The 22,557-nt window shown below is 62.8% G+C and carries 25 protein-coding genes; 17 read left to right on the top strand and 8 right to left on the bottom strand.

Going from position 1 to position 22,557, the window contains the following annotated elements:
• Positions 1-6: 6 nt before the first annotated feature.
• Genes NQL71_RS11280 through NQL71_RS11205 form a run of 16 tightly spaced genes read left to right on the top strand, consistent with a single transcriptional unit; the run spans position 7 to position 15,633 of the window.
• On the top strand, positions 7-261 hold the full coding sequence (locus tag NQL71_RS11280) for an acyl carrier protein (protein WP_046819912.1): 255 nt from the start codon (positions 7-9) through the stop codon (positions 259-261).
• The gene (locus NQL71_RS11275; RefSeq protein WP_077185428.1) at positions 258-803 is read left to right on the top strand and encodes a COG4648 family protein; all 546 of its coding nucleotides are present in this window, start codon (positions 258-260) and stop codon (positions 801-803) included. The genes NQL71_RS11280 and NQL71_RS11275 overlap by 4 nt, the downstream gene beginning before the upstream one ends.
• On the top strand, positions 800-2,479 hold the full coding sequence (locus NQL71_RS11270; protein ID WP_274642654.1) for an acyl-CoA synthetase family protein: 1,680 nt from the start codon (positions 800-802) through the stop codon (positions 2,477-2,479). The genes NQL71_RS11275 and NQL71_RS11270 overlap by 4 nt, the downstream gene beginning before the upstream one ends.
• Positions 2,472-3,206 (top strand): glycosyltransferase family 2 protein, encoded by a 735-nt coding sequence (locus NQL71_RS11265; protein WP_046819915.1) that lies wholly within the window; start codon positions 2,472-2,474, stop codon positions 3,204-3,206. The genes NQL71_RS11270 and NQL71_RS11265 overlap by 8 nt, the downstream gene beginning before the upstream one ends.
• Positions 3,203-4,144: a lysophospholipid acyltransferase family protein gene (locus NQL71_RS11260; RefSeq protein WP_077185430.1), complete on the top strand. Its 942-nt coding sequence runs from the start codon at positions 3,203-3,205 to the stop codon at positions 4,142-4,144. The genes NQL71_RS11265 and NQL71_RS11260 overlap by 4 nt, the downstream gene beginning before the upstream one ends.
• The gene (locus tag NQL71_RS11255; protein ID WP_077185431.1) at positions 4,125-5,669 is read left to right on the top strand and encodes an HAL/PAL/TAL family ammonia-lyase; all 1,545 of its coding nucleotides are present in this window, start codon (positions 4,125-4,127) and stop codon (positions 5,667-5,669) included. The genes NQL71_RS11260 and NQL71_RS11255 overlap by 20 nt, the downstream gene beginning before the upstream one ends.
• Positions 5,662-6,087: an acyl-CoA thioesterase gene (locus NQL71_RS11250; RefSeq protein WP_077185432.1), complete on the top strand. Its 426-nt coding sequence runs from the start codon at positions 5,662-5,664 to the stop codon at positions 6,085-6,087. Before NQL71_RS11255 ends, NQL71_RS11250 begins: the two co-directional genes overlap by 8 nt.
• Positions 6,084-6,788, top strand: coding sequence for an outer membrane lipoprotein carrier protein LolA (locus tag NQL71_RS11245; RefSeq protein ID WP_274642653.1), 705 nt, complete (start codon positions 6,084-6,086; stop codon positions 6,786-6,788). Before NQL71_RS11250 ends, NQL71_RS11245 begins: the two co-directional genes overlap by 4 nt.
• A complete protein-coding gene (locus tag NQL71_RS11240; protein ID WP_274642652.1) occupies positions 6,772-9,111 on the top strand; it encodes an MMPL family transporter in 2,340 nt (779 codons plus the stop codon). The genes NQL71_RS11245 and NQL71_RS11240 overlap by 17 nt, the downstream gene beginning before the upstream one ends.
• Positions 9,108-10,268 (top strand): cation:proton antiporter, encoded by a 1,161-nt coding sequence (locus tag NQL71_RS11235; RefSeq protein WP_248686808.1) that lies wholly within the window; start codon positions 9,108-9,110, stop codon positions 10,266-10,268. The genes NQL71_RS11240 and NQL71_RS11235 overlap by 4 nt, the downstream gene beginning before the upstream one ends.
• The gene (locus NQL71_RS11230; RefSeq protein ID WP_274642651.1) at positions 10,255-11,502 is read left to right on the top strand and encodes an NAD(P)/FAD-dependent oxidoreductase; all 1,248 of its coding nucleotides are present in this window, start codon (positions 10,255-10,257) and stop codon (positions 11,500-11,502) included. The genes NQL71_RS11235 and NQL71_RS11230 overlap by 14 nt, the downstream gene beginning before the upstream one ends.
• 46 nt (positions 11,503-11,548) lie before the next feature.
• A complete protein-coding gene (locus tag NQL71_RS11225) occupies positions 11,549-12,031 on the top strand; it encodes a hypothetical protein (RefSeq protein ID WP_248686810.1) in 483 nt (160 codons plus the stop codon).
• Complete coding sequence (locus NQL71_RS11220; RefSeq protein ID WP_077185436.1) at positions 12,028-13,224, top strand: beta-ketoacyl-[acyl-carrier-protein] synthase family protein; 1,197 nt, start codon at positions 12,028-12,030, stop codon at positions 13,222-13,224. The genes NQL71_RS11225 and NQL71_RS11220 overlap by 4 nt, the downstream gene beginning before the upstream one ends.
• Positions 13,221-13,682: a hotdog family protein gene (locus tag NQL71_RS11215; RefSeq protein WP_046819925.1), complete on the top strand. Its 462-nt coding sequence runs from the start codon at positions 13,221-13,223 to the stop codon at positions 13,680-13,682. The genes NQL71_RS11220 and NQL71_RS11215 overlap by 4 nt, the downstream gene beginning before the upstream one ends.
• Complete coding sequence (gene fabG, locus NQL71_RS11210; RefSeq protein WP_046819926.1) at positions 13,679-14,407, top strand: 3-oxoacyl-ACP reductase FabG; 729 nt, start codon at positions 13,679-13,681, stop codon at positions 14,405-14,407. Before NQL71_RS11215 ends, fabG begins: the two co-directional genes overlap by 4 nt.
• On the top strand, positions 14,407-15,633 hold the full coding sequence (locus tag NQL71_RS11205) for a beta-ketoacyl-ACP synthase (RefSeq protein WP_046819927.1): 1,227 nt from the start codon (positions 14,407-14,409) through the stop codon (positions 15,631-15,633). The genes fabG and NQL71_RS11205 overlap by 1 nt, the downstream gene beginning before the upstream one ends.
• Before the next feature lie 149 nt (positions 15,634-15,782).
• On the opposite strand, the gene NQL71_RS11200 is transcribed toward NQL71_RS11205, so the two are convergent.
• The gene (locus NQL71_RS11200) at positions 15,783-16,046 is read right to left on the bottom strand and encodes a DUF6124 family protein (protein WP_077185437.1); all 264 of its coding nucleotides are present in this window, start codon (positions 16,044-16,046) and stop codon (positions 15,783-15,785) included.
• A gap of 455 nt (positions 16,047-16,501) precedes the next feature.
• Complete coding sequence (locus NQL71_RS11195; RefSeq protein WP_046819929.1) at positions 16,502-17,398, bottom strand: LysR family transcriptional regulator; 897 nt, start codon at positions 17,396-17,398, stop codon at positions 16,502-16,504.
• Between the two features lie 119 nt (positions 17,399-17,517).
• Here NQL71_RS11195 and NQL71_RS11190 point away from each other — a divergent pair, with 119 nt between their 5' ends.
• Positions 17,518-18,798, top strand: coding sequence for an MFS transporter (locus tag NQL71_RS11190; RefSeq protein WP_274642650.1), 1,281 nt, complete (start codon positions 17,518-17,520; stop codon positions 18,796-18,798).
• On the opposite strand, the gene NQL71_RS11185 is transcribed toward NQL71_RS11190, so the two are convergent.
• From NQL71_RS11185 to gspH, 6 genes are read right to left on the bottom strand one after another with little or no spacing between them, the layout of a single operon-like run.
• Complete coding sequence (locus tag NQL71_RS11185) at positions 18,791-19,252, bottom strand: type II secretion system protein M (RefSeq protein ID WP_274642649.1); 462 nt, start codon at positions 19,250-19,252, stop codon at positions 18,791-18,793. The two genes, NQL71_RS11190 and NQL71_RS11185, sit on opposite strands and share 8 nt — an antisense overlap.
• Complete coding sequence (gene gspL / locus NQL71_RS11180) at positions 19,249-20,355, bottom strand: type II secretion system protein GspL (protein WP_274642648.1); 1,107 nt, start codon at positions 20,353-20,355, stop codon at positions 19,249-19,251. The genes NQL71_RS11185 and gspL overlap by 4 nt, the downstream gene beginning before the upstream one ends.
• On the bottom strand, positions 20,352-21,182 hold the full coding sequence (locus NQL71_RS11175; protein WP_046819933.1) for a type II secretion system minor pseudopilin: 831 nt from the start codon (positions 21,180-21,182) through the stop codon (positions 20,352-20,354). The genes gspL and NQL71_RS11175 overlap by 4 nt, the downstream gene beginning before the upstream one ends.
• Positions 21,179-21,721 (bottom strand): type II secretion system protein GspJ, encoded by a 543-nt coding sequence (locus NQL71_RS11170; protein ID WP_274642647.1) that lies wholly within the window; start codon positions 21,719-21,721, stop codon positions 21,179-21,181. The genes NQL71_RS11175 and NQL71_RS11170 overlap by 4 nt, the downstream gene beginning before the upstream one ends.
• Positions 21,714-22,097: a type II secretion system minor pseudopilin GspI gene (gene gspI / locus NQL71_RS11165; protein ID WP_274642646.1), complete on the bottom strand. Its 384-nt coding sequence runs from the start codon at positions 22,095-22,097 to the stop codon at positions 21,714-21,716. The genes NQL71_RS11170 and gspI overlap by 8 nt, the downstream gene beginning before the upstream one ends.
• Positions 22,090-22,557, bottom strand: a complete 468-nt coding sequence (gene gspH / locus NQL71_RS11160) for a type II secretion system minor pseudopilin GspH (protein ID WP_046819936.1) — start codon at positions 22,555-22,557, stop codon at positions 22,090-22,092. The genes gspI and gspH overlap by 8 nt, the downstream gene beginning before the upstream one ends.

The following is a 22,557-nucleotide window of genomic DNA, read 5'->3' as shown; positions in this document are numbered from 1 at the left end:
CGGACCATGCAAACTCGTGACGACATTTTCATAACCCTGCGCGATGCCTTGGTCGAGCTGTTCGAACTGGACCCGGAACGGGTGAGCCTCGAATCCAACCTGTACCAGGATCTGGAAATCGACAGCATCGATGCGGTCGACCTGATCGACCACATCAAGCGCCAGACCGGCAAGAAAATCGCGGCCGAAGAATTCAAGTCGGTGCGTACCGTCAGCGACGTGGTCGAGGCGGTCTACCGTCTGGTTCAACCGGCCGCATGAGCCGACTGATTGGCCTCGGCCTGCTCCTGGCGGGCCTGCTATACCCTTTTGCGGTGTATTTCGGCATGGAGCATTTCGCGCCGTGGCAGTTCGGGCTCCTGCTGGGCAGCCTGTGGCTGGCCCGCGCGCTGACCGGAAAGCGACGGCCAGGCAGTTCGTGGATGGCTTGCGTGGCCATCCTGTTTTGCCTGTTGCTCGCGCTGTTCGACAGTCCTGTGCTGCTGCGCTGGTACCCGGTACTGATCAGCGGATTCATGCTGGGGCTGTTCGGGTTGAGCCTGAAATACGGCCCGCCAATGGTCGAACGCCTGGCCCGCTCGCGCGAAGCGCATTTGCCGGTCAAGGCCATCCGCTATACCCGCCAGGTGACCATCGCCTGGTGCGTGTTTTTCCTGTGCAACGGGATCTGCGCTGCAGCCCTGACACTGTGGGCGCCACTGAGCTGGTGGATGCTGTACACCGGCCTGATCTCCTACGGATTGATAGGCCTGATGTTTGCCATTGAATGGCTGATACGACAACGGGTACGAGGCCGCCCATGAACTGGATAAAACTTGAGCATCTGCTGCTCAAGGCCGAGCCGGAGCGTGCCGTGACGGCCGCACCGCAGCTCGATCATGCACAATTGTGCGAGCAAGCCCTGCGCCTGGCCGCCGGCCTGCAAAGCCGTGGAGTGCGGCGCATTGCCGTGCATCTTGAAGACGCCGCCGACCTGGCGATTGCCCTGCTGGGCGCCTGGCGCGCCGGGGTCAGCGTGCTGCTGCCTGCCGACCTGCAACCGCAGACCCGCCAGCGCTGGTCTGGTGAAGTGGATGCGTGGCTCACCGATCAGCCCGACGATGCACACTTGGGCGACTTCCAGGACTCCCCCCTTGGCGCCGCCGCCCTCGACCTTGAGCGCTGCTCGCTGAGCCTGTGCACGTCCGGTTCCAGTGGCGAACCCAAGCGCATCGAAAAAACCCTGCGCCAACTGGCCAATGAAGTTGAAGCCCTGGAACAGCTGTGGGGGGCCGACCTGGGCCCGGCTTGCATCATTGGCAGCGTCGCCACCCAGCACATCTATGGCCTGCTGTTTCGAGTGCTGTGGCCACTGTGCGCGGGGCGACCGTTCGTTCGCAGGCAGCTGGCCTTTCCGGAGGACTTGCAGCGTGCCAGCCGTGATCACCCGGCCTACGCCTGGGTGGCCAGCCCGGCCCTGCTCAAGCGCATGGGTGACAACCTCGACTGGTCGGCGCTGAGTGCCGTGCGGCGGGTATTTTCTTCCGGGGGCGCGCTGCCGGCCGAGGCGGCACAGCGCCTGCAGCAACGCCTGCACCAATGGCCGACGGAAATTTTTGGCAGTTCGGAAACGGGCGGCATTGCCTGGCGTCAGGGTGAATCACTGTGGCAACCCTTTGCTGACGTCCAGTTGAGCCAGGACAACCAGGGGGCCTTGCTCATTGCCTCGCCCTACTTGCCTGTCGGCCATGTCGAGCACACGGCCGATGCCGCGCGAATCACAGCTGACGGCCGATTCGAACTGCTCCGGCGACTGGACAGGATCGTCAAGCTGGAAGAGAAACGGATCTCCCTGCCGATGCTTGAGCAGGCGTTGATGGCCCACGACTGGGTGGCCGAGGCGCGCCTGGGTGTGGTCCAGGAAAACCGCGCCTCGTTGGGCGCGTTGCTGGTCCTGACTGACGCGGGCCTGCATGTACTGCGCAATCAGGGTCGACGCACGCTCACCGAACAACTGCGCCAGCACTTGAGCCTGCATTGTGAGGCCCTGGCCTTGCCAAGGCGCTGGCGCCTGCTGCAACAGCTGCCGTTGAACGCCCAGGGCAAACTGCCCCAGGCCGACGTCGAAGCCCTGCTGCTGGCACCGCGCCCCAAGGCGCCGCAAGTGCTCGAACAGGTCGAGGCCAACGGTGAATGGAGCCTGCAGCTGGCCGTGCCGCCAGACCTTGCCTATTTCAGTGGGCACTTCCCAACCGCCCCGGTATTGCCCGGTGTGGTGCAGGTGGAGTGGGCCATGCACCTGGGCCTGCAATTGATGAACCTGCCGGAAAAGTTCGCCGGCATGGAAGTACTCAAGTTCCAGCAATTGATCCGTCCCGGCGATGAAGTCCAGCTGCACCTGCGCTTTGACCCGGCTCGCGGCAAACTGTATTTCGCCTACCGCAACGAAACCGCCACTTGCTCCAGTGGACGAATCTTGCTGGAGGCGGCGCATGCATAACCCCTGCGCCGTCGTTCCGGTCTACAACCACGAAACCGCGATCACCACGGTGGTCGATGCGCTGCTCGCCAACCAGCTGCCGTGCATTCTGGTGGACGATGCCAGCAGCCCGGCCTGTGCCAGGGTGCTCGATCAACTGGCGCTGCGCGACAACGTGCATCTGATCCGCCTCGCCGCCAACCAGGGCAAGGGCGGTGCAGTGATGACCGGCTTTCGCGAAGCATCGCGCCTGGGTTTCAGTCATGCCTTGCAGGTAGACGCCGACGGCCAGCACGACTTGCAGGACATTCCACGTTTTGTCGAATGCTCGCGTGCCCATCCTGAAGCCGTGATCTGTGGCTACCCGCTCTACGATGACAGCGTGCCGAAGGGTCGTTTGTATGCACGCTATCTGACCCACGTCATGGTCTGGATCAATACCCTGTCGCTGCAAATTCGCGATTCCATGTGCGGCTATCGCCTCTATCCCCTGCCTGCGGTGCTGGCGCTGATCGAATCGGCGAAGATCGGCAAGCGCATGGACTTCGACTCGGACATCCTGGTCCGCCTGGCCTGGCGCGGGCAGCCGATGCAATGGCTGCAAACCAGGGTTCATTACCCGCTGGACGGTGTTTCGCATTTCCGCATGTTCCACGACAACGTGCTGATTTCGAGCATGCACACCCGATTGTTCTTCGGCATGCTGTTGCGCTCGCCGGTGCTCCTGTGGCGACGGTGGCGGTCATGAACACCCACAAGCAACACTGGGCCGACCGCGAGGAGCGCGGCAGCTTCTGGCTGATGAAATTCACCGCCGTCGCCGCCAGACTGCTGGGTCGTCGACTGCTGAGCCCGCTGCTGTATGGCATCGTCCTGTACTTTTTCCTGTTCGGCCGCAGCGCCCGCCTCAGTGCCTGGCAGTACCAGCAACGACTCGCCGACTGGAGCGGTCGCGACGAACTTCGCCCGAGCCATTGGCGAGTGTTCGGCCAGTTCATGGCCTTCGCCGACTCCCTGCTCGACAAGCTCGACGTATGGAACGGCAAGCTGAGCATCGAACAGATCGAAATCATCGACCCGGCGCTGCTGCGCAAACAGTTACGCGGCACTCGCGGGCAAATGCTGGTGGGCGCCCACCTGGGCAACCTCGAAGTCTGCCGCGCATTGGCGGAAATCGGCGAGAAAGTCACCATGAACGTGTTGGTGCACACCAAGCACGCCGAGCGCTTCAACCGCTTGCTGGGTGAAGCCGGTGCGACCAATCTGCGTCTGATCCAGGTCAGTGAACTGGACCCGGTGATCATGCTGCAACTGCACGAACGCCTGGAGCGCGGCGAATGGCTGGCCATTGCTGGCGACCGCGTTCCGCTGCACGGCGGGCGTAGCGTGACGGTGGACTTCCTCGGTCACCCGGCAAAATTCCCGCAAGGGCCGTGGCTTTTGGCCGGACTGCTGAAATGCCCGGTCAACCTGCTGTTGTGCCTGAAGAAACCCGATGGCAACTATCGACTGACCCTCGAACCTTTTGCTGAAGCGATCACCTGGAAACGCAACGACCGCGAACAGGTCATTCATCAGTGGGCCTCCCGCTATGCCGAACGCCTGAGTCACTATTGCCTCGAAGCGCCTCAACAATGGTTCAACTTTTACCCTTTCTGGAAGACCGATGACGACGCCAACGCTTGAGCCTGTAATCTTCGGCGAACGCCCTTTGCGCATCGACGATGTGCTGGCCCTGGCCAACCGCCAGGCGCCGACGCAGTTGCAGGGCGACCCGCCGTTCCGCCAACGCATCGCCAAGGGCGCGCAGTTCCTCGATTCCCTGCTGGACAAGGAAGGCGTGATCTACGGCGTGACCACCGGCTACGGCGACTCCTGCGTGGTGGCGGTGCCGCTGCATCATGTCGAGGCATTGCCGCGTCATCTGTACACGTTCCACGGCTGCGGCCTGGGCAAGCTACTGGACGCGCAGGCCACCCGCGCGGTATTGGCGGCACGCTTGCAGTCGCTCTGCCAGGGCGTGTCGGGGGTTCGCGTGGAGTTGCTGGAACGCCTGCAAGCGTTTCTTGAACACGACATCCTGCCGCTGATTCCGGAAGAAGGTTCGGTGGGCGCCAGTGGTGATCTGACGCCGCTGTCGTATGTCGCTGCCACGCTGTCCGGCGAGCGTGAAGTGATGTATCGCGGCGAACGCCGGCAAGCTGCCGACGTGCACCGAGAACTCGGCTGGCAGCCGCTGGTGCTGCGGCCCAAGGAAGCCCTGGCACTGATGAACGGCACTGCCGTGATGACCGGGCTGGCCTGCCTGGCCTACGCCCGCGCCGATTACCTGCTGCAACTGGCCACACGCATCACCGCGCTGAACGTGGTGGCGCTGCAAGGCAACCCGGAGCATTTCGACGAGCGCCTGTTCGCCGCCAAACCGCACCCGGGACAGATGCAAGTCGCCGCGTGGCTGCGCAAGGACCTGGCCATCGACGCGCCGACCGCGCCGCTGCATCGGCTGCAGGATCGCTACTCGCTGCGTTGCGCGCCGCATGTCCTCGGCGTGCTGGCCGACAGCCTGAACTGGCTGCGCTCGTTCATTGAAATCGAACTCAACAGTGCCAATGACAACCCGATCATCGATGCCGAGGCCGAGCGCGTGCTGCACGGCGGGCACTTTTACGGTGGGCACATCGCGTTCGCCATGGACAGCCTGAAAAACCTCGTGGCCAACGTCGCCGACCTGCTCGATCGACAACTCGCCCTGTTGGTGGACGAACGCTACAACCACGGCTTGCCAAGCAACCTGTCCGGTGCCACGGCCGACCGCGCCATGCTCAACCATGGCTTCAAGGCCGTGCAGATCGGCACCAGCGCCTGGACCGCCGAAGCGCTGAAAAACACCATGCCTGCCAGCGTTTTCTCGCGTTCCACCGAATGCCACAACCAGGACAAGGTGAGCATGGGCACCATCGCGGCCCGCGATGCGATCCGCGTGCTGGAGTTGACCGAGCAGGTCGCCGCCGCCACCTTGCTGGCGGCCAACCAGGGCGTCTGGCTGCGCGCCCAGGCCGAAGACGCGCGGCCGCTGCCGCCCGCGTTGGCCGCCATGCACGAAGCCTTGGCCGAGGATTTTCCGCCGGTCATCGAAGACCGCGCGCTGGAAGGTGAGTTGCGCCTGTGCCTGCAACGAATCGCCACACAACACTGGAGGCTGCATGCGTAGCAAGGGAGTGCTTCACACCGATACACAAATCGTCGTGCCGTTCTTCGACGTCGACCAGATGAACGTCGTCTGGCACGGCCATTACGTCAAATACCTGGAAATCGCCCGTTGCGCCTTGCTGGACAGGATCGGCCACAACTACACGGCGATGTCCGAGTCGGGCTATGCGTGGCCGGTGATCGACCTGCAATTGCGCTATGTACGCGGCGCGGCGTTCGGCCAGAAACTCAACGTGCGCGCCAATCTGGTGGAATGGGAGAACCGGTTGAAGATCAACTACCTGATCAGTGACCTGGACACCGGCGAACGCCTGACCCGCGCCGTGTCCGTTCAGGTCGCCGTCGACATGAGCAATCGCGAAATGCAGTTGGCCTCGCCGAAGGTGTTCACCGACGCCGTGGAGAGGGTCCTGCCATGATTTTCTGCTTGCGCCGTTCCTCTGTAGCAGCAGGCTTGCCCGCGACGGCCGTTAACGGTGACGCTGGGCACCTGACACCCCGCGGCGCTCTCAGGTTTTTTGCGAGCAAGCTCGCTCCTACAGTGTTCTGCGTGTTACTCGGCATTCCAGGGCTGGCCAATGCGTTCGACCTGCAACAGCTCAGCGAGCAGTTGGCCAGGCCCGATGTCATCCACGGCAATTTTATCCAGGAAAAACGCCTGCGGGCCCTGCCCCAGCCACTGACCAGCAAGGGCACCTTCGTCCTGGCGAAGAATCACGGCTTGTTGTGGCTGCTGAAAACGCCATTGCAACAGGACTACCGCATCACCTCCGCAGGCATTGCCCGGCGTGATGCCAGTGGCTGGCAGATGTTGCCCGCCAAGAGTGCCGGTGCCGAGCAGAACCGCTTGTTCCTGGCTGTCCTGCAAGGCGACAGCAGTGGACTGCAACGGGACTTCGAGCTGTCGCTCGGTGGCGATGCACAGAACTGGACACTGACGTTGATGCCGCGCTCGATGCTGCTCAAGCAGGTATTCAACCAGATCAACATCACCGGCGGCGAACTGGTCCAGAGCATCGAGTTGCTGGAAACCCAGGGCGATAGCACGCTGTTGCGCATGCAGGACAGCAGCAGCGCGCAACCGTTGAGCGACACGGAGCAGCATGACTTTGCCGAGTGAACGCAGGCTGCCGTGGCTGTTCCTGATCCTGCTGCTGGCAGTGCTGGCGCTCGCCGGCTGGCAATGGCGCGACGGCGCCCCGCTGTCGGCCAACCTGATGGAACTGGTGCCCGGCACCGCACCGGATGCGCTGGAACTGCGCGCCGAGCAACGCATGCAGGAACCATTGAACCGCGAAATGCTGGTGCTGGTCGGCCACGGCGATCGCCAAAAAGCCATTGCCATGGCGCAAACACTGGGGGATCAGTGGCAGGCCAGCGGCCTGTTCGAAAAGGTCCAATGGAACCTGCAGGCCGACTTGCCGGCGTTGCGCACGCAACTGCTGCAAGGCCGATTGGCCATGCTCGCGGCAGACGATCGCGAGCAACTGATCGAGCACCCCGATGCCTTTATCCAGCAACGGGTGCAGGCGCTGTTTGACCCCTTCACCGGCTTCAGCCTGGTGCCCAGCCAGGATGACTGGCTGGGCCTGACCGGACGCATCCAGAACAGCCAGCCACAGCACGGTGCCGTGCAACTGGACATTGGCAGTGGCGCCTTGATCGCCGAGGCCGATGGCAAGCACTGGGTGCTGCTGCGGGCGCGGGCCACCGGCAACGCCTTCGACATGAACCTGCCGCTGCAAGTGGCCGACCTGCTCCAGCACAGTCGCGAGGAGGCCGCCAGGGCCGACGTGCAACTGCTCGCCGCGAGTGGCTTGTTGTACGCGGCCAACGGCCAGCGCCAGGCGTCCCGGGAAATGACCTGGGTCGGTGGCGGTGCCACTGTCGGCATCCTGTTGTTGCTATTGCTGGCCTTTCGCCGCTGGCGTGTCCTGCTGGCATTTGTTCCGGTGCTGGTGGGCATGCTGTTTGGCGCGGTAGCCTGCGTGGCACTGTTCGGCCACATGCATGTGATGACGCTGGTACTGGGTTCGAGCCTGATCGGCGTGGCCGTCGATTACCCGCTGCATTACCTGTCCAAGAGCTGGAGCCTGAAACCCTGGCATAGCTGGCCGGCGTTGCGCCTGACCTTGCCGGGGCTGACCCTGAGCCTGGTCACCAGCGCCATCGGCTACCTGGCCCTGGCCTGGACACCCTTCCCGGCCTTGACCCAGATTGCCGTGTTCTCGGCGGCGGGCCTGCTGGGTGCCTATTTGTCCGCGGTGTGCCTGCTACCGGCGCTGCTCAAGGGTGCCGAACTGCGTCCGGCGCAATGGCCGCTACGCCTTTGCGAATATCTACTGCTGTGCCGGGAAGCGTTGCTTCGGCATTTGAGCACGCCGGTATTGCTGGCGCTGCTGATCGCTTTTTGTGCCGGCGGCCTGGTGCAACTCCAGACCCGTAACGACATCCGCCAGTGGGTGGGTGCGCCGCAGCAGTTGACCGACGAAGCGCAGACCATTGCGCGAATCACGGGTTATCAACCCACCAGCCAGTTCTTCCTGGTGCAGGCCGCCGACCAGCAGCAATTGCTCGAACGCCATAGCGCCCTGAGTGAACGCCTGGATCAGCTGGTTGGCCTGGAGAAACTCCAGGGTTACCTGTCGCTAAATCAACTGGTCAGCCCGCCCAGCGAACAGCGCAAGGTTCGCGAGGCATTGAGCAAACTGCCGCCGTACTGGCAACCGTTGCTCGATGTCGGCGTACCGGCGCAGGCGTTGCAGGCGGAGTTGAGCCAATTGCAGGCACTGCCCGTCGAAGATATCGACAGCGCGCTGGCCGGCCCATTGGCCGAGCCCTATCGCCTGTTATGGCTGGGACCGACCGCCGACGGCGTGGCAGCGATGGTCAGCTTGCAGGGCCTGAACAATCCTGCCCTGTTACGGGTACAGGCTGACGATTTGCCTGGCGTGAAGCTGGTGGATCGGCTGGGCGAGCTGAACAGCGTGTTCGCCGCCACCCAGATCAGCGCCGCCGAACTGAAACTCGCCTCCTGCGTGCTGATCGTACTGGTGCTGATCCTGCCGTTCGGGCTTGGCGGCGCGCTGCGCATCGTCTCCCTGCCGTTGCTGGCGGCCTTGTGCAGCCTGGCCAGCCTTGGCTGGTTGGGGCAGCCGCTGACCCTGTTCAGCCTGTTCGGACTGCTGCTGGTGACGGCGATCAGCGTCGATTACGCCATCCTCATGCGCGAACAGGTCGGCGGCGCCGCCGTGAGCCTGCTGGGCACCTTGCTGGCCGCATTGACCACTTGGCTGTCGTTCGGCCTGCTGGCGGTATCGAGCACACCCGCGGTGAGTAATTTCGGCCTGTCGGTGAGCCTGGGCCTGATCTTCAGCTTCCTGCTCGCGCCCTGGGCCGGTCGCCAGGTTCACGCCACCAGCCTCACGGAGCCAACCGCATGATGATCGGGCTGTTCTGGGCGATGGCCCTGGTACTGTTCGCCGTGGCGACCCGGGTCGGGCGCCATTTCGGCCTGATTCCCATTGTCAGCCAGTTGCTGCTGGCGACCCTCGGCTTGCCATTGCTGATGTACTTCTGGATCGAACCGCAATGGCAACTGAGCGGCGCGGCGCTGGTGTCACCAGGCTGGTTGAAGAACCTCTACAGCCTGAGTTTCGCACTGCTGCTGGGCTATATCCTCAGCGATGTGATCGACCTGCAACTGGACCGCCAGAGCCTGAAAATCGCCCTGCCGAGTTTCTGCATCCCGTTCGCCTGCGGCCTGGCCACGGCCATCTGGCTGTTGCCGCCGCAACCCTGGATAAGCTCGCTGGCGGTCGGCCTGCTGTTCGCGATCACCGCGATCCCGGTGTTGTACCTGTACCTGCGGCACATCGATTACCCGCACAGCGCCACCCGGCGACTGGTGCAGACCGCGATCATCATCGACCTGGCCTGCTGGACCCTGTTCGCCCTGGGCCAAGGCAGCCTGCACCTGAGCAGCCTGTTGCTACCCTTGGCCGGCGCGTGCCTGCCCGTGCTGCTGCGGTTGTTGGGCCTACGGCAAACCTGGCTGTACAGCCTGGGTTTTTTCGCGTTGCTGGTGGTGGCCGAACACTACAAGCTCAATGCGCTGATTTTCGGCATCGGTTACGTACTGATCATGGCGGCGCTCAAGGCACCGCTGGTGCTGCCGTTGCCGGCAATCTGGATGAACCGCTTGCAGACGTACATCGCCATTCCATTGATACTCACGTTCGGTATCGTGCAGATCAACGTGCACAGCGCGATGGACAGCCTCGGCTGGATGCAATTGGCGGCCCTGCTGCTGTTGCCGATTGCCAGCAAGCTGCTGGGCAACTGGCTCGGCCTTGGCTGGGCCGGCGCTTCGTTCCAGGGCGCCAGCCGCTGGCGGGAAAGTGTGCTGCTGAACATTCGCGGCCTGAGCGAGATCGTCTTCCTCAATCTGCTGCTGCAACAACAGCTCATCAGCCCGGCGCTGTACTTTGCGTTGATGCTGATGGGCCTGATCGCGACCCTGCTGCCGGCACTGGCCGGCATGCACCGGATCCCTTTGATAGCTGCCGCCCAGGCAAGGAGCCCCCATGCCAACCGTTGAAATGCAACGTCGTCAGATCGTGGTCATCGGCGCGGGTCCCTCAGGGGCCATCGCCGCCGCGCTGCTCAAGCGCAAGGGGCATGACGTACTGGTGATCGAGCGCCAGCATTTCCCGCGGTTTTCCATCGGCGAAAGCCTGTTATCCCACTGCCTGGATTTCGTCGAAGAAGCGGGCATGCTCGACGCCGTCAATGCGGCGGGTTTCCAGCTGAAAACCGGGGCCGCGTTTGCCTGGGGCGAGCGCTACAGCACCTTCGATTTCGGCGACACATTCACGCAAGGCAAGCCAACGACTTTCCAGGTGCAGCGCGCCGATTTCGACAAACTGCTGGCTGATCAGGCCGCGCTGCAAGGCGTGGAAATCCGCTATGGCGAAACCATCGTCAGCGTCGATATCGAGCAGGCCAACCCGCTGCTCGGCGTTCGCCGCGAAGACGGCAGCGAGTACCGCATCGAAGCTGACTTCATGCTCGACGCCAGTGGTTACGGCCGCGTCCTCCCGCGCTTGCTCGACCTTGAAGCACCGTCGAATTTCCCGGTACGCCAGGCGGTGTTCACCCATGTCGAAGACCATATCGACCACCCGAACTTCGACCGTACCAAGATCCTCATCACCACCCATCCCACCCAGCGTGACGTCTGGTTCTGGACCATTCCGTTCAGCAATGGCCGCTGCTCGGTCGGTGTGGTTGCAGCAGCCGAACACTTCGAAGGCCGCAGTGATAATCTTGATGAATGCCTGCGTGGTTTCATCGCCCAGACCCCCAGCCTGGCCGGGGTACTGGAAAAAGCCGTATGGGATACGCCGGCCCGCTCCATCGGCGGTTATTCGGCCAACGTCAAAACCCTGCACGGACGAGGTTTCGCCTTGCTGGGCAATGCCGCGGAATTTCTCGACCCGGTGTTTTCCTCCGGCGTGACCATCGCCATGCGCTCGGCGAGCATGGCCGCAGGCGTCCTGCACCGCCAGCTGCAAGGCGAGTCCGTGGACTGGCAGCGTGAATTTGCCGAACCGCTCAAGCGCGGGGTCGATACATTCCGCTGCTACGTCGAGGGCTGGTACGCCGGGACTTTCCAGGACGTGATCTATTACCCGGATGGCGCTGCGGAAATCCGCCGCATGATCAGCTCGATCCTCGCCGGGTATGCCTGGGACGAGCGCAATCCGTTCGTCGCCGAACCGAAACGTCGACTGCGAATGTTGTCAGAACTCTGTGCAAGGGATGCGACATGAGCGACTTGGACAACGTGGTTTGCCAACCCGTTGAAGGGTGTGCCTGATGATGCGATGCCTGCTGCTCGGTTGCATCCTGCTTTTGAGTGCCTGCGCCAGCCAGGCGCCACTGCCCGAGCAGACCCCGAGTATGGCGTTGCCGCTGCAATTGCACATCCAGCGCTTGCAGGCTGATCAGCGCCTGGACTGGGTGTTGGTCATCCAGCGTGAAGGCCCTGCCATCCGCTGGTCGATGATGGACTTGCTGGGTATTCCGCAGGCACGCCAGAAACTGATCGATGGCCATTGGCACGCCGATGGCCTGTTGCCGCCGAACCCGGAAGCCCGGGAGCTGTTCGCCGCGCTACTGTTTGCGCTGACCCCCAGGGATGAACTGTATGGCAATTATCCGGGCGCATGGCAACACGGGGCACAACGCTCGCTGGCAGAGCGCTGGGATGTCCGTTACTCACAACCATTGAGCTTCGAATTGAACCTGCCCAAAGGCCCGAAATATCAAATCACGCCCCTGAGCGGTGACACGCCATGACGGTCTACCTCAATGCCTTGGGGGTCGTCTGTGCCCTCGGTCGCGACAAGGAGGAAGTCGCCCGCAACCTGTTTGCCGGCGATTGCTCCGGCATGCGCAGCGAGACCGGCTGGGTGGCAGAGCGATCATTGCCGGTGGGTGCGGTCACGGGTGAACTCGTGCCGATTCCCGTCGAGCTGACCTGCCAACGCAGCCGCAACAATCAACTGCTGATGGAGGCCGCGCTGCAGATTCGCCCCGACATCGATCAGGCCATCCGGCGCTACGGCCGCGACCGTATCGGGATCGTGCTGGGCACCAGCACTTCGGGCATCGATGAAGCCAGCCAGGGCCTGGCCCTCTACGTGCGCGAACAGCAGTTCCCGGCCGACTACGACTACCAGCAACAGGAACTCGGCGCGCCGGCGAACTTTCTCGCCGACTGGCTGCAATTGAGCGGCCCGGCCTACGTGATCTCCACCGCCTGCACCTCCAGCGCCCGCGCTTTGATGAGTGCCCAGCGCCTGCTCGACCTGGGGATATGCGACGTGGTGCTGTGCGGTGGTGTCGACACACTGTGCAAGCTGACCCTCAACGGCTTCTCGGCACTCGAAGCGGTGTCCGGACAACGTTGCAATCCGTTTTCGGTTAACCGCAATGGCATCAATATCGGCGAAGCGGCCGTGCTGTTCCTGATGAGCAAACAGCCTGGCGACAGCCAGCCGATTGCCCTGCTGGGCAGTGGCGCCAGTTCCGATGCGCACCACATTTCCGCCCCGGAACCCTCCGGCCGTGGCGCCCAACAGGCGATGCGCAAGGCCTTGAGCCGAGCCGGACTGCAACCCGGGCAGATCGCCTACCTGAACCTGCATGGCACCGCCACCCAACACAATGACGCCATGGAAAGCCACGCGGTAGCCGCGTTGTTCCCGGCCGGTGTGCCCTGTTCTTCGACCAAGCCCATGACCGGTCATACCCTTGGCGCGGCCGGGGCGCTGGAGGCTGCGTTCTGCTGGTTGAGCCTGAGCAGCGACAACCACGAGCACCGCCTGGCGCCGCACGTTTGGGACGGCCAGCCCGACCCGCAACTGCCGGCCCTGAAATGGGTGACTCCCGCCGATCGCCTGGCGTCCACTGGACCTCGCTACCTGATGAGCAATTCCTTCGCCTTCGGTGGCAACAACGTCAGCCTGATTATCGGAGACGCCCCATGATTGACTGGCCGCTCGCCGAACTGTTGCCCCATGCTGGCGACATGATCCTCATCGAGCAGATCCTGGCATTCGATGAAGAACAGATTCATACCCGCCTCAGCGTCAAGCCCGACGGCCTGTTCAACCTCCCCGACGGCAGCCTGCCCGCCTGGGTCGGTATTGAACTGATGGCCCAGAGCGTCGCGGCCTTCGCCGGCTGCCATGCGCGCCAGCGCGGCGATGCCGTGGAACTGGGCTTTTTGCTCGGTTCTCGCAAGTTCGAATGCAACGTCGATCGTTTCCCGGCCGGCACCGAGCTGACCCTGCACGGCATGCGCTCCCTGGAAGACGACAACGGCATGGGCGTGTTCGAGTGCCACATCACCGCACCCGGTATTCACGCCAGCGCCCGACTGAACGTGTATCGCCCGCCTCAAGCGGCCCAATATCTTCATGAATCCGAAGGAGTCCAGTCATGACTGAATCCGTACTGGTCACCGGTTCCAGCCGTGGCATCGGCCGCGCCATCGCCTTGCGCCTGGCCCGGGCCGGGCATGACATCGTGCTGCATTGCCGCAGTGGCCTGGCGGATGCCCAAGCCGTACAAGGTGAAATCGAGGCACTGGGTCGCACTGCGCGCGTCCTGCAATTCGACGTGTCGGACCGCGCCGGTTGCAAAGCCATTCTCGAGGCGGACGTCGAAACCCATGGCGCCTATTACGGCGTGGTGCTAAACGCCGGCCTGACGCGTGATGGTGCTTTTCCGGCGCTGAGCGAGGATGATTGGGATGTGGTGATGCGCACCAACCTCGACGGTTTCTACAACGTGCTGCACCCGGTGATGATGCCGATGATCCGTCGTCGCGCCGCCGGGCGAATTGTCTGCATCACCTCGGTGTCCGGCTTGATCGGCAATCGCGGCCAGGTCAACTACAGCGCTTCCAAGGCCGGCTTGATCGGCGCGGCAAAGGCGTTGGCGATCGAGTTGGGCAAGCGCAAGATCACCGTCAACTGTGTCGCGCCCGGCCTTATCGACACAGCCATGCTCGATGAAAACGTGCCGGTGGACGAATTGATGAAAATGATCCCCGCTGGGCGCATGGGCACCCCTGAAGAGGTGGCCGGCGCGGTGAACTTTTTGATGTCGGCGGAAGCCTCGTACATCACCCGGCAGGTTCTGGCCGTCAACGGAGGCCTGTGCTGATGAAGCGCGTCGTCGTCACCGGCATGGCCGGCATCACCTCCCTGGGCAGCGACTGGGAAACCATCGCCGGCCATTTCGCGGCCAACCGCAGTGGCATTCGTCGAATGGATGAATGGGACCGCTTCACCGAACTCAATACGCGCCTGGCCGGCCCCATCGATGACTTCAAGGTGCCGAGCCACTGGACGCGCAAACAACTGCGCAGCATGGGTCGCGTTTCACGGCTGGCCGTCGGCGCGGCGGAACAGGCACTGGCCGACGCCGGATTGCTCGGTGACGAATCGATCAAGGACGGACGCATGGGCGTCGCCTGCGGTTCCTCCACCGGCAGCACCGACGAAATCAAGGCGTTCGGCAACATGCTGCTCAATTCGGTGGCCGAAGGCCTGAACGCCAACTCCTACGTGCGCATGATGCCGCACACCACGGCCGCCAACATCAGCATCTTCTTCGGTCTTACCGGCCGCCTGATCCCCACCTCCAGCGCTTGCACCAGCGGCAGCCAAGGGATCGGCTATGCCTATGAGGCCATCAAGTTCGGCCGCCTGCCGCTGATGCTCGCTGGCGGCGCCGAAGAACTGTGCCCGACCGAAGCCATGGTCTTCGACGCGCTCTACGCCACCAGCCTGAAAAACAGCGCCCCGCACACCACCCCACGCCCCTACGACAAAGGCCGCGACGGCCTGGTGATCGGAGAAGGCGGCGGCATGCTGGTGCTCGAAGAACTGGAGCACGCCCTGGCCCGGGGTGCCCGCATCCATGCCGAACTCGTCGGTTTCGGCAGCAATGCCGACGGCCAGCACACCACCCGCCCTGAGCAAGTCACCATGCGCCGCGCCATGGAGCTGGCCCTGGAAGACGCAGGCTTGAGTCCGGCCGACATCGGTTACGTCAACGGTCATGGCACAGCGACTGAACAGGGCGACATCGCCGAAACCCTCGCGACCAGCAGCCTGTTCGGCGAACACATGCCAATCAGCTCGCAAAAAAGCTTCCTCGGCCACACCCTGGGCGCCTGTGGCGCGCTGGAGTCCTGGTTCAGCATCGAAATGATGAACCGCGACCTGTACGCCCACACCCTGAACCTGGATGAAGTCGACCCGCACTGCGGCAAGCTGGACTATCTGCGTGGCGAGTTCCGGCAGATGAGCAACCAGTATGTGATGAACAACAATTTTGCGTTTGGCGGGGTGAATACTTCGTTGATTTTCAAGCGCTGGGCGTAGGACCAGAAACGACAAAGGGCGCCTTTCGGCGCCCCTTCACAGACAGGTCGGCTTGTCATCGCCCTTTACCTGCCTGGCTCTGCGATGGCTGGTTGCCCAGGATCCTCAGAGTCTCGCAAGCCCCTTTCGGGAACACCCGAACAACATGATCAAGGTGGATCGAGGTTATCCAGGACCCGATTCACCGCCAGTTCCCCCAGCATGATCGATTGCTGAATCCCCAGCAGTGTGTGGCTCTGCGTGGCGTTCAGGCTCCTCGCGAAATCGCTCGCCATGACATTGGCTGATGCCAGTGAAACGCAGGCGTATTCCAGCAGGGTGTGGTTGTCGATTTCGGGGGCGATGAGGAAGATATGGCTGGCTTGGTGTGGAATATCTGGGTCGGTATCCGGTGGGTTTGAGCTATTGGTCATGATTCAGCGTCCTGACAGTGGGGGCCACACCGAATCGCTACTGATCAAAAGGGTGGCAGCTGTACGCAGGTTAGTAGACCGGGTTACACGAACCGGCGCGCCCAAAGGCGCCCTGCGCACAGCTACCGTCAAGGGCAGGTATTGGCATACCTGCCTATCGGGAGCGCCAATGCGCTTCGTATAACAACGGGCTACTAAACCCGATCACTGACAATCAGTGACCCGGTTCAAGCTACCGATGGCCCTCAAAGCGCACAAGCCGGCGGATTCTGGAGTAGTTGTAGGCAACGCCGCAAGGCGCTGTAGCCCCTTCGGGATAGTTCAGAAATGTCCCACGAGCAGCGGCGAAAAATCTGAGCCTGTAGGAGCGAGCTTGCTCGCGATGAACCAAAGAACACTGTGTGCACCCAGAAACCCCACGTCATCGTTAACGACCATCGCGGGCAGGCTCGCTCCTACAGCGGTTCAACCTTGCGTGTGAGCAGTTCCACAAACGCCCGCGCCATCGGCGACTTCTGGTCCTTGCGCTGCACCAGCCATACCGCCGACACCGCCGCTGGATCGAGCAGCGGTCGATAGACCACGCCGTCAATGCGCATTCGCTGGTAAGACGCCGGCAGCACCGACACACCCAGCCCCGCGGCCACCAGGCCAATGATGGTCATCGCCTCGCCAGCCTCCTGGGCAAAGTGCGGGCTGAAGCCGGCGTCACGGGCCAAACTGAGCAGTTGCGCGTACAGGCCACTGCCGTAGCTGCGCGGAAAAAAAACGAACGGCTCGAGGGCCAGCGCTGACAGAAACAAGCCTTCTTCACTGCCATTGGCCAAAGGATGCTTGGCGCTGAGAACGGCGACCAGCGGCTCGCGCATCAGCTCGACCACACTGAGCGAATCGGGCAGCCCAAGCGGGCGCATGATGCCGACTTCAATCGACTCATCCACCAGCGCATCGGCCACCTGGGTGCTGCTCATTTCCCGCAGGTTCAGGTGCACTGCCGGAAAACGCTGGCGAAAAGAGAAAATCGCCTGGGGAATCGTTGAGTTGAACGGTGCCGACGAGGTGAAGCCGATTTTCAGTTCGCCCAGCTCGCCCAGCTGTGCCCGCCGCGCAACATCCGCCGCCTTGTCGACCTGCGCCAACACCAGCCGCGCCTCTTCCAGGAACAGTCGACCGGCCTCGCTCAGCTCGACCCGACGATTGGTACGCTCGAACAAACGCGCGCCGAGCTCCTGCTCCAGCGCCTGGATCTGCTGGCTCAGCGGCGGCTGCGAGATGCCCAGCACCTGTGCGGCACGGCCGAAGTGCAGTTCTTCGGCGACGGCGATGAAGTAGCGCAGATGACGAAATTCCATGAACACCCCATTAGGTCGTTAAAGCTATCAAACAGGTCGAACAATATATTGGATTGAATCATTAGCCAGCTATATGCTTTTTTCATTGCCTGACCGGCTGCGCTCCTCCGAGGTCCAACGTGAAAACTGCTGTCGCTCCACTCGCTCATGAAATTCCACCCGCCGCCCAAGGCGAAGTCGCCGCCGAGCTCGCGCAGATCTACATCGAAAAAGGCACCCCGGCATTCATGCGCACCGTGCTGGCGCTGTTCTGCGGTGGCTTCGCTACCTTCGCCCTGCTCTACTGCGTGCAACCGATGATGCCGTTGTTGTCCCACGAATACTCCATCAACGCGGCGCAGAGCAGCCTGATCCTGTCGGTGGCCACGGGCATGCTTGCCATCGGCCTGCTGATCACCGGCCCGATCTCCGACCGCGTCGGGCGTAAACAGGTGATGGTGGCGGCGTTGTTCGCCGCCGCACTGTGCACCATGGCCAGTGCGATGATGCCGAGCTGGCACGGTGTCCTGGCGATGCGTGCACTGATCGGCTTGTCATTGAGCGGCCTGGCAGCGGTTGCGATGACCTATTTGAGCGAAGAGATTCACCCGCAGCACATCGGCCTCGCGATGGGTTTGTACATTGGCGGCAACGCCATCGGCGGGATGAGCGGGCGTCTTATCACCGGCGTATTGATCGACTTCGTCAGCTGGCACACGGCAATGCTGGTGATCGGCGGCCTGGCGCTGATTGCAGCAGCGCTGTTCTGGAAAATTCTTCCCGAGTCGCGCAACTTCAGCCCCCGCTCGCTGCACCCGCGTAGCCTGGTTGACGGTTTCACCATGCACTTTCGCGACGCCGGCCTGCCGCTGCTGTTCCTCGAAGCCTTCGTGCTGATGGGTGCGTTCGTCACCTTGTTCAACTACATCGGCTACCGCCTGCTGGCCGAGCCGTATCACATGGAACAGGCCTTCGTCGGACTGCTCTCGGTGGTGTACCTCTCGGGTATCTACAGCTCGGCGAAGATCGGCTCGCTGGCCGACAAGATAGGCCGCCGCAAAGTGCTCTGGAGTACGATCGCGCTGATGATCTGCGGCCTCGCCCTGACCATGTTTAAGCCATTGCCGCTGGTCATCTTCGGCATGCTGGTCTTCACGTTCGGCTTTTTCGGTGCCCACTCGGTCGCCAGCAGCTGGATCGGCCGCCGTGCCACCAAGGCCAAGGGCCAGGCATCGTCCTTGTACCTGTTCTGCTACTACGCCGGGGGGAGCATCGCTGGTACGGCGGGCGGCGTGTTCTGGCACTTGGGCGGCTGGAACGGCATCGGCTTGTTCATCGGCGCCTTGCTGGTCGTGGCATTACTGGCCGCCTTGAAGCTGGCGAAGTTGCCGCCCCTGCCGGGCGCCGGCGCGACTATCTGAGCACCACCCGCGCCTCCAGCACCGCGTTGCGCTTTTCCAGGGTCAAGGATTGCAGCACGGTGCCATTGCGTTCGATGCGGTCCAGCCAGGCCAGCAATACCTTGGCATCGCCGCTGAGACTGAGGCGCAACTGATCGCCGTCGGTATTGACCTGATGCAGTTCCAGCCCCGCCTCGGCGGCGCTTTCGCTGACGTGCAGCGACAGCGGCTGGGCGACTGCTTTGCGCGCGCTGCGCGGACGCGCCAGTTGCAGTTGTGCGGCCAGCGCCAGTTGCTGATGATGTTGCCGCTCGGCAGTCGCAAGTCGCTGCTGGGTCGGTTGCCAGACCAGGCTGAATGCCGCGACGCCCAAGGCAAACGCACCCAACATCAGCAACAAGCATCGCTCGCGCAGCGACAGACGTTGCCAGCGCGGCACCCTCTCCGGCCATGTAATCAATCCGCTCAGCTTCATGTGCCTTGCTCCAGGGTCAGGGTCGCCTGCACCCGATCGCCTTCCTTGCTCGCGCTGTCGAGTCGCACCGGCAGGCCTTGCTGTCGGCCACGTTCACGCAATAACTCCAGCTCGGTAAAGCTATTGGCCGTCAGCCGGACTTTCCAGCCGTCGCCTTCGCGAAACTCAATACGCTGGACATCGGCGTTGCTGGCACCGATGACTTGCTCGACGAGTTTGACCAGCCCGGCGATCTGGCCGTCCTGGGGGGCCGCATTCGGGCTTTGCAAGGCATTGAGCTGTAACGCCAGGTCAACGATGCGGGTCTGGTCCGGGTAAAGCGTCTTGAATTGCTGTTCGTTGCGGCTGTAGAGCTGGTGGCTCTGGCTTTCGAGAAATCCGATACGTGCCTGGCTGGCGCCCCAGTCGAGCAGCAACAGCGCCAGCACGACCAGCCCGCCGAGCCGCCAGGGCAGGCGCTTGCGGGGTGCCGCGAAATCACCGTGCAACAGATTGATCGCCTGGCCATTTACCGAGGTCAGCCATTGATCGATATCTGTGCAGTCCTGACGCTCGTCGCGCCACTGCACGTCCATGGGCAAACCTGGCTTGAGCACCAGCAACCCGTCATCCGACACGGCCAGACGAGCGGGCAAGCCGCCTCCGAGCAACCAGCGGCCAAACCAGCGGATACCCAGCGCCTGGTCACAGGGCAACACATCGGCATCGACAAACACGGAGCGCACTTCAAGACCCACTTCAGCCAGCAGCGCGAGCACGGCGGTAAATCGTTCACGGTCGATCACCAGCACCGGATAGCGGCCCTGTGAATCGCGCGCACCGGTGCTCAGGTGCAACCTTTCCAGGACTTCGCTCAATTGCTCTTCGACGGCGAACGCAATGGCCCGGGCATCCGGCTGGCGCCTGGACGGCCACGGATCGCTGAGCATCCAGCTGCACAATTCCATGGGCAACAGCAGATCGACCGCCTGTCCAGCCAGTACTTGTGCCGCTTGGCTCAAGGGCAGGAGTTGCCGTTTGCCGGTCGACGTCCAACGACAACACGGCCAAGCGACCGTGGAATGGGCCAAGCCGTCGGCTGTCAGGTAAAGCCAGGTTTTCATTGCGGTATCTCGTTGGGGTTCGAGGGTAGAACACGCCGTTGCAGGACGTTCAGGTGACGCGTCTTCGGGTCGCGCTCGACATCGGTGGCCAGCCGCAGATGGCCCTGTCCCTGGGTCACTAGCACGGTGATCCGGTACCAGCGGCTGTCAACGCCCAGGCCATGGCTGCTCAAGCCCAAACCGGATAACAGCGGATCCTGGGTAAAGGCTTGAACACTTGGCCAACCTGCCGTAGAACGCTGGCGCACCAGGGCTTCGGCCGTTGAACTCTCGATGCCGTCGAGCGTGCGCAACACCAGGGCCGGCGCCGTGTTGACGTTCGTCGCGGCCTCTGCCGGTAACAGTGCGACCCAGGGCGCCAGGTGCCGCAACAGCTCGGCGTCGACACCGGGAAGCAACCGCAGTTGGCTGAGCTCGCGCAGCGCCCCCACTTGCTCCAGTTGCACCGGCGGTAGCTCGAGCAGCGCCAGCAAACGCGCCCAGCGATTGAGCGTGACTTGATCGACCTGGCCCTGAATCAACAGGGCATTGAGGTTGAAGCGCCCGGCGAGGTCTTCGATTTCGACACGTATCTGCGCATCTTCCATGGCGAAAGCGCTGGACGGCTGAGCAATCAGGTCGCTGTCTTTCTGCTGGGCCTTGAGCAAACCGAGGCCTCTGGTTTCCCCGGCTACGGCCAGTTGTCGCAGGTGCATCTGCTGTAACTGTTGCCCGATGCCTTGCAGTAACGTGCGATGGCTGCGCAGCATGCCGCCGATGATCACTAGCGCCAGGCTCATGACCAACAACACACTGATCAACGCAACCCCGCGTTGACCCGCCCTCATGGCAACGCTCCCGGCAATAACAGCACCCGGCGAATCGCCTCGAATCGTCCGGCCGACAGCTGCATTTCCACAGCCAACGGTGCCTTCGGGGCCTGTCCGGATGGCCAATCGCCGAGCCAACCGACCTGCCTGTCGTACAGACGCCAACGCACGTCTCGAACATTGTCGAGCAGTTTTTGATGCTGCACGCTCAGAGCCCCTTCTGCCCGGCTATCACGCCATAACACGCCGCTGTCGAGTCGGTAGGTCAGCACCTGTCGCTCACTGCGCGGCAGGTCCAGCGGGTTACGCCAATTGCTGCGCACCAGTTGTAACTGCGTCGGGTCAACTAGGACAGGCTGTTGCGCGATGTGCAGCAGGTCGCGCTCGATCAATGCCACGGCGCGTTGCAGGTTTTTGAGTTCACGTTCGTGGCTCAGGGTGCCCTGTTGCACGCGCACCACACCGTCGAACAGCGTCCAGCTGGCCAGCCCCAGCAATGCGAAAATCGCAATGGCAATGACCAGTTCGAGCAGGGTGAAGCCGCCTTGATTATTCATGACGATTAGCTATCCAGCCGATGGCGCGGAACAGAGTCTGGTTGCGACCGGCCAGGCCGACCTCGACCTCCACCACCACCCCATGCGGATCGTTCGCCATGCCGACGAATTGACGCACGACCCAGTCGCGATCCCCCATGCTCACCTGCCGTTGTGGCTGCTCAATCACGGGGGACGATTGCAGGCGCAACTCGTTCAGTCGGTTGTCCGCCACCCAGCCTGCGAGAAGGCGTTCTTCGGCGCCGCCAGCCTGCCTCACAACGTACTGGCTGGCGGTCAGCACGGCCGTTGCCAGGGTCGCGAAAATCGCCAGGGCCACCATGACTTCAAGCAAGGTGAATCCACCCATGCGCGGTATGGACGACGGCTCAGTCATCGATCACGACCTCGCCGATGCCATCGCTGGACAGGCTCGCCCAGACTTTGTCCTTGCCAGCGAACTGCAGTGTGAAGCTGCTGGTTTCATCGCTGCTCAACAGCAGAACCTGAGGCGGGCCGGCGTCAGCGCCCAGGCTCAGGGAATACCCCTCCTGCTCAAGGCTCAATCGCACGCCATCGGGCCAGCGGTAGAAGGCTTGCAGCGGCTCCCAGCCACGCCCTTCGAGGCGCATTGACCGATACCCTTCGACACTCAGTCGCAGACCGTATTCCCGCCCCTCGAGCACGGCCTGTTCCCGCAGTTGGCCAATGACGCCCGCCAGGGTGCGCGCTTCCTGCCTGGCCTGCTGAACCGGGTTATCGCCAGCGGCCAGACTCACCATACCCACCAGCACGCCGATCAGGACGATCACGATCATCATTTCCAGCAAGGTAAATCCCCGGCAACGGCGTGGCAT

It is taken from the genome of Pseudomonas serbica (assembly GCF_028823535.1).
GTDB classification, from domain to species: domain Bacteria; phylum Pseudomonadota; class Gammaproteobacteria; order Pseudomonadales; family Pseudomonadaceae; genus Aquipseudomonas; species Aquipseudomonas serbica.
This window is presented reverse-complemented; position numbering and strand designations above follow the sequence as displayed.

Coding starts and splice junctions, on each gene's coding strand:
- NQL71_RS11250 (WP_077185432.1), top strand. CDS start 5,662: ATGCGTAGCAAGGGAGTGCTTCACACCGATACACAAATCGTCGTGCCG.
- NQL71_RS11175 (WP_046819933.1), bottom strand. CDS start 21,182: ATGAGGGCGGGTCAACGCGGGGTTGCGTTGATCAGTGTGTTGTTGGTC.
- NQL71_RS11220 (WP_077185436.1), top strand. CDS start 12,028: ATGACGGTCTACCTCAATGCCTTGGGGGTCGTCTGTGCCCTCGGTCGC.
- fabG (WP_046819926.1), top strand. CDS start 13,679: ATGACTGAATCCGTACTGGTCACCGGTTCCAGCCGTGGCATCGGCCGC.
- NQL71_RS11280 (WP_046819912.1), top strand. CDS start 7: ATGCAAACTCGTGACGACATTTTCATAACCCTGCGCGATGCCTTGGTC.
- NQL71_RS11235 (WP_248686808.1), top strand. CDS start 9,108: ATGATGATCGGGCTGTTCTGGGCGATGGCCCTGGTACTGTTCGCCGTG.
- NQL71_RS11195 (WP_046819929.1), bottom strand. CDS start 17,398: ATGGAATTTCGTCATCTGCGCTACTTCATCGCCGTCGCCGAAGAACTG.
- NQL71_RS11265 (WP_046819915.1), top strand. CDS start 2,472: ATGCATAACCCCTGCGCCGTCGTTCCGGTCTACAACCACGAAACCGCG.
- NQL71_RS11200 (WP_077185437.1), bottom strand. CDS start 16,046: ATGACCAATAGCTCAAACCCACCGGATACCGACCCAGATATTCCACAC.
- gspI (WP_274642646.1), bottom strand. CDS start 22,097: ATGACTGAGCCGTCGTCCATACCGCGCATGGGTGGATTCACCTTGCTT.
- NQL71_RS11270 (WP_274642654.1), top strand. CDS start 800: ATGAACTGGATAAAACTTGAGCATCTGCTGCTCAAGGCCGAGCCGGAG.
- NQL71_RS11215 (WP_046819925.1), top strand. CDS start 13,221: ATGATTGACTGGCCGCTCGCCGAACTGTTGCCCCATGCTGGCGACATG.
- gspH (WP_046819936.1), bottom strand. CDS start 22,557: ATGCCACGCCGTTGCCGGGGATTTACCTTGCTGGAAATGATGATCGTG.
- NQL71_RS11230 (WP_274642651.1), top strand. CDS start 10,255: ATGCCAACCGTTGAAATGCAACGTCGTCAGATCGTGGTCATCGGCGCG.
- NQL71_RS11205 (WP_046819927.1), top strand. CDS start 14,407: ATGAAGCGCGTCGTCGTCACCGGCATGGCCGGCATCACCTCCCTGGGC.
- NQL71_RS11245 (WP_274642653.1), top strand. CDS start 6,084: ATGATTTTCTGCTTGCGCCGTTCCTCTGTAGCAGCAGGCTTGCCCGCG.
- NQL71_RS11185 (WP_274642649.1), bottom strand. CDS start 19,252: ATGAAGCTGAGCGGATTGATTACATGGCCGGAGAGGGTGCCGCGCTGG.
- NQL71_RS11260 (WP_077185430.1), top strand. CDS start 3,203: ATGAACACCCACAAGCAACACTGGGCCGACCGCGAGGAGCGCGGCAGC.
- NQL71_RS11240 (WP_274642652.1), top strand. CDS start 6,772: ATGACTTTGCCGAGTGAACGCAGGCTGCCGTGGCTGTTCCTGATCCTG.
- NQL71_RS11275 (WP_077185428.1), top strand. CDS start 258: ATGAGCCGACTGATTGGCCTCGGCCTGCTCCTGGCGGGCCTGCTATAC.
- NQL71_RS11170 (WP_274642647.1), bottom strand. CDS start 21,721: ATGAATAATCAAGGCGGCTTCACCCTGCTCGAACTGGTCATTGCCATT.
- gspL (WP_274642648.1), bottom strand. CDS start 20,355: ATGAAAACCTGGCTTTACCTGACAGCCGACGGCTTGGCCCATTCCACG.
- NQL71_RS11225 (WP_248686810.1), top strand. CDS start 11,549: ATGATGCGATGCCTGCTGCTCGGTTGCATCCTGCTTTTGAGTGCCTGC.
- NQL71_RS11255 (WP_077185431.1), top strand. CDS start 4,125: ATGACGACGCCAACGCTTGAGCCTGTAATCTTCGGCGAACGCCCTTTG.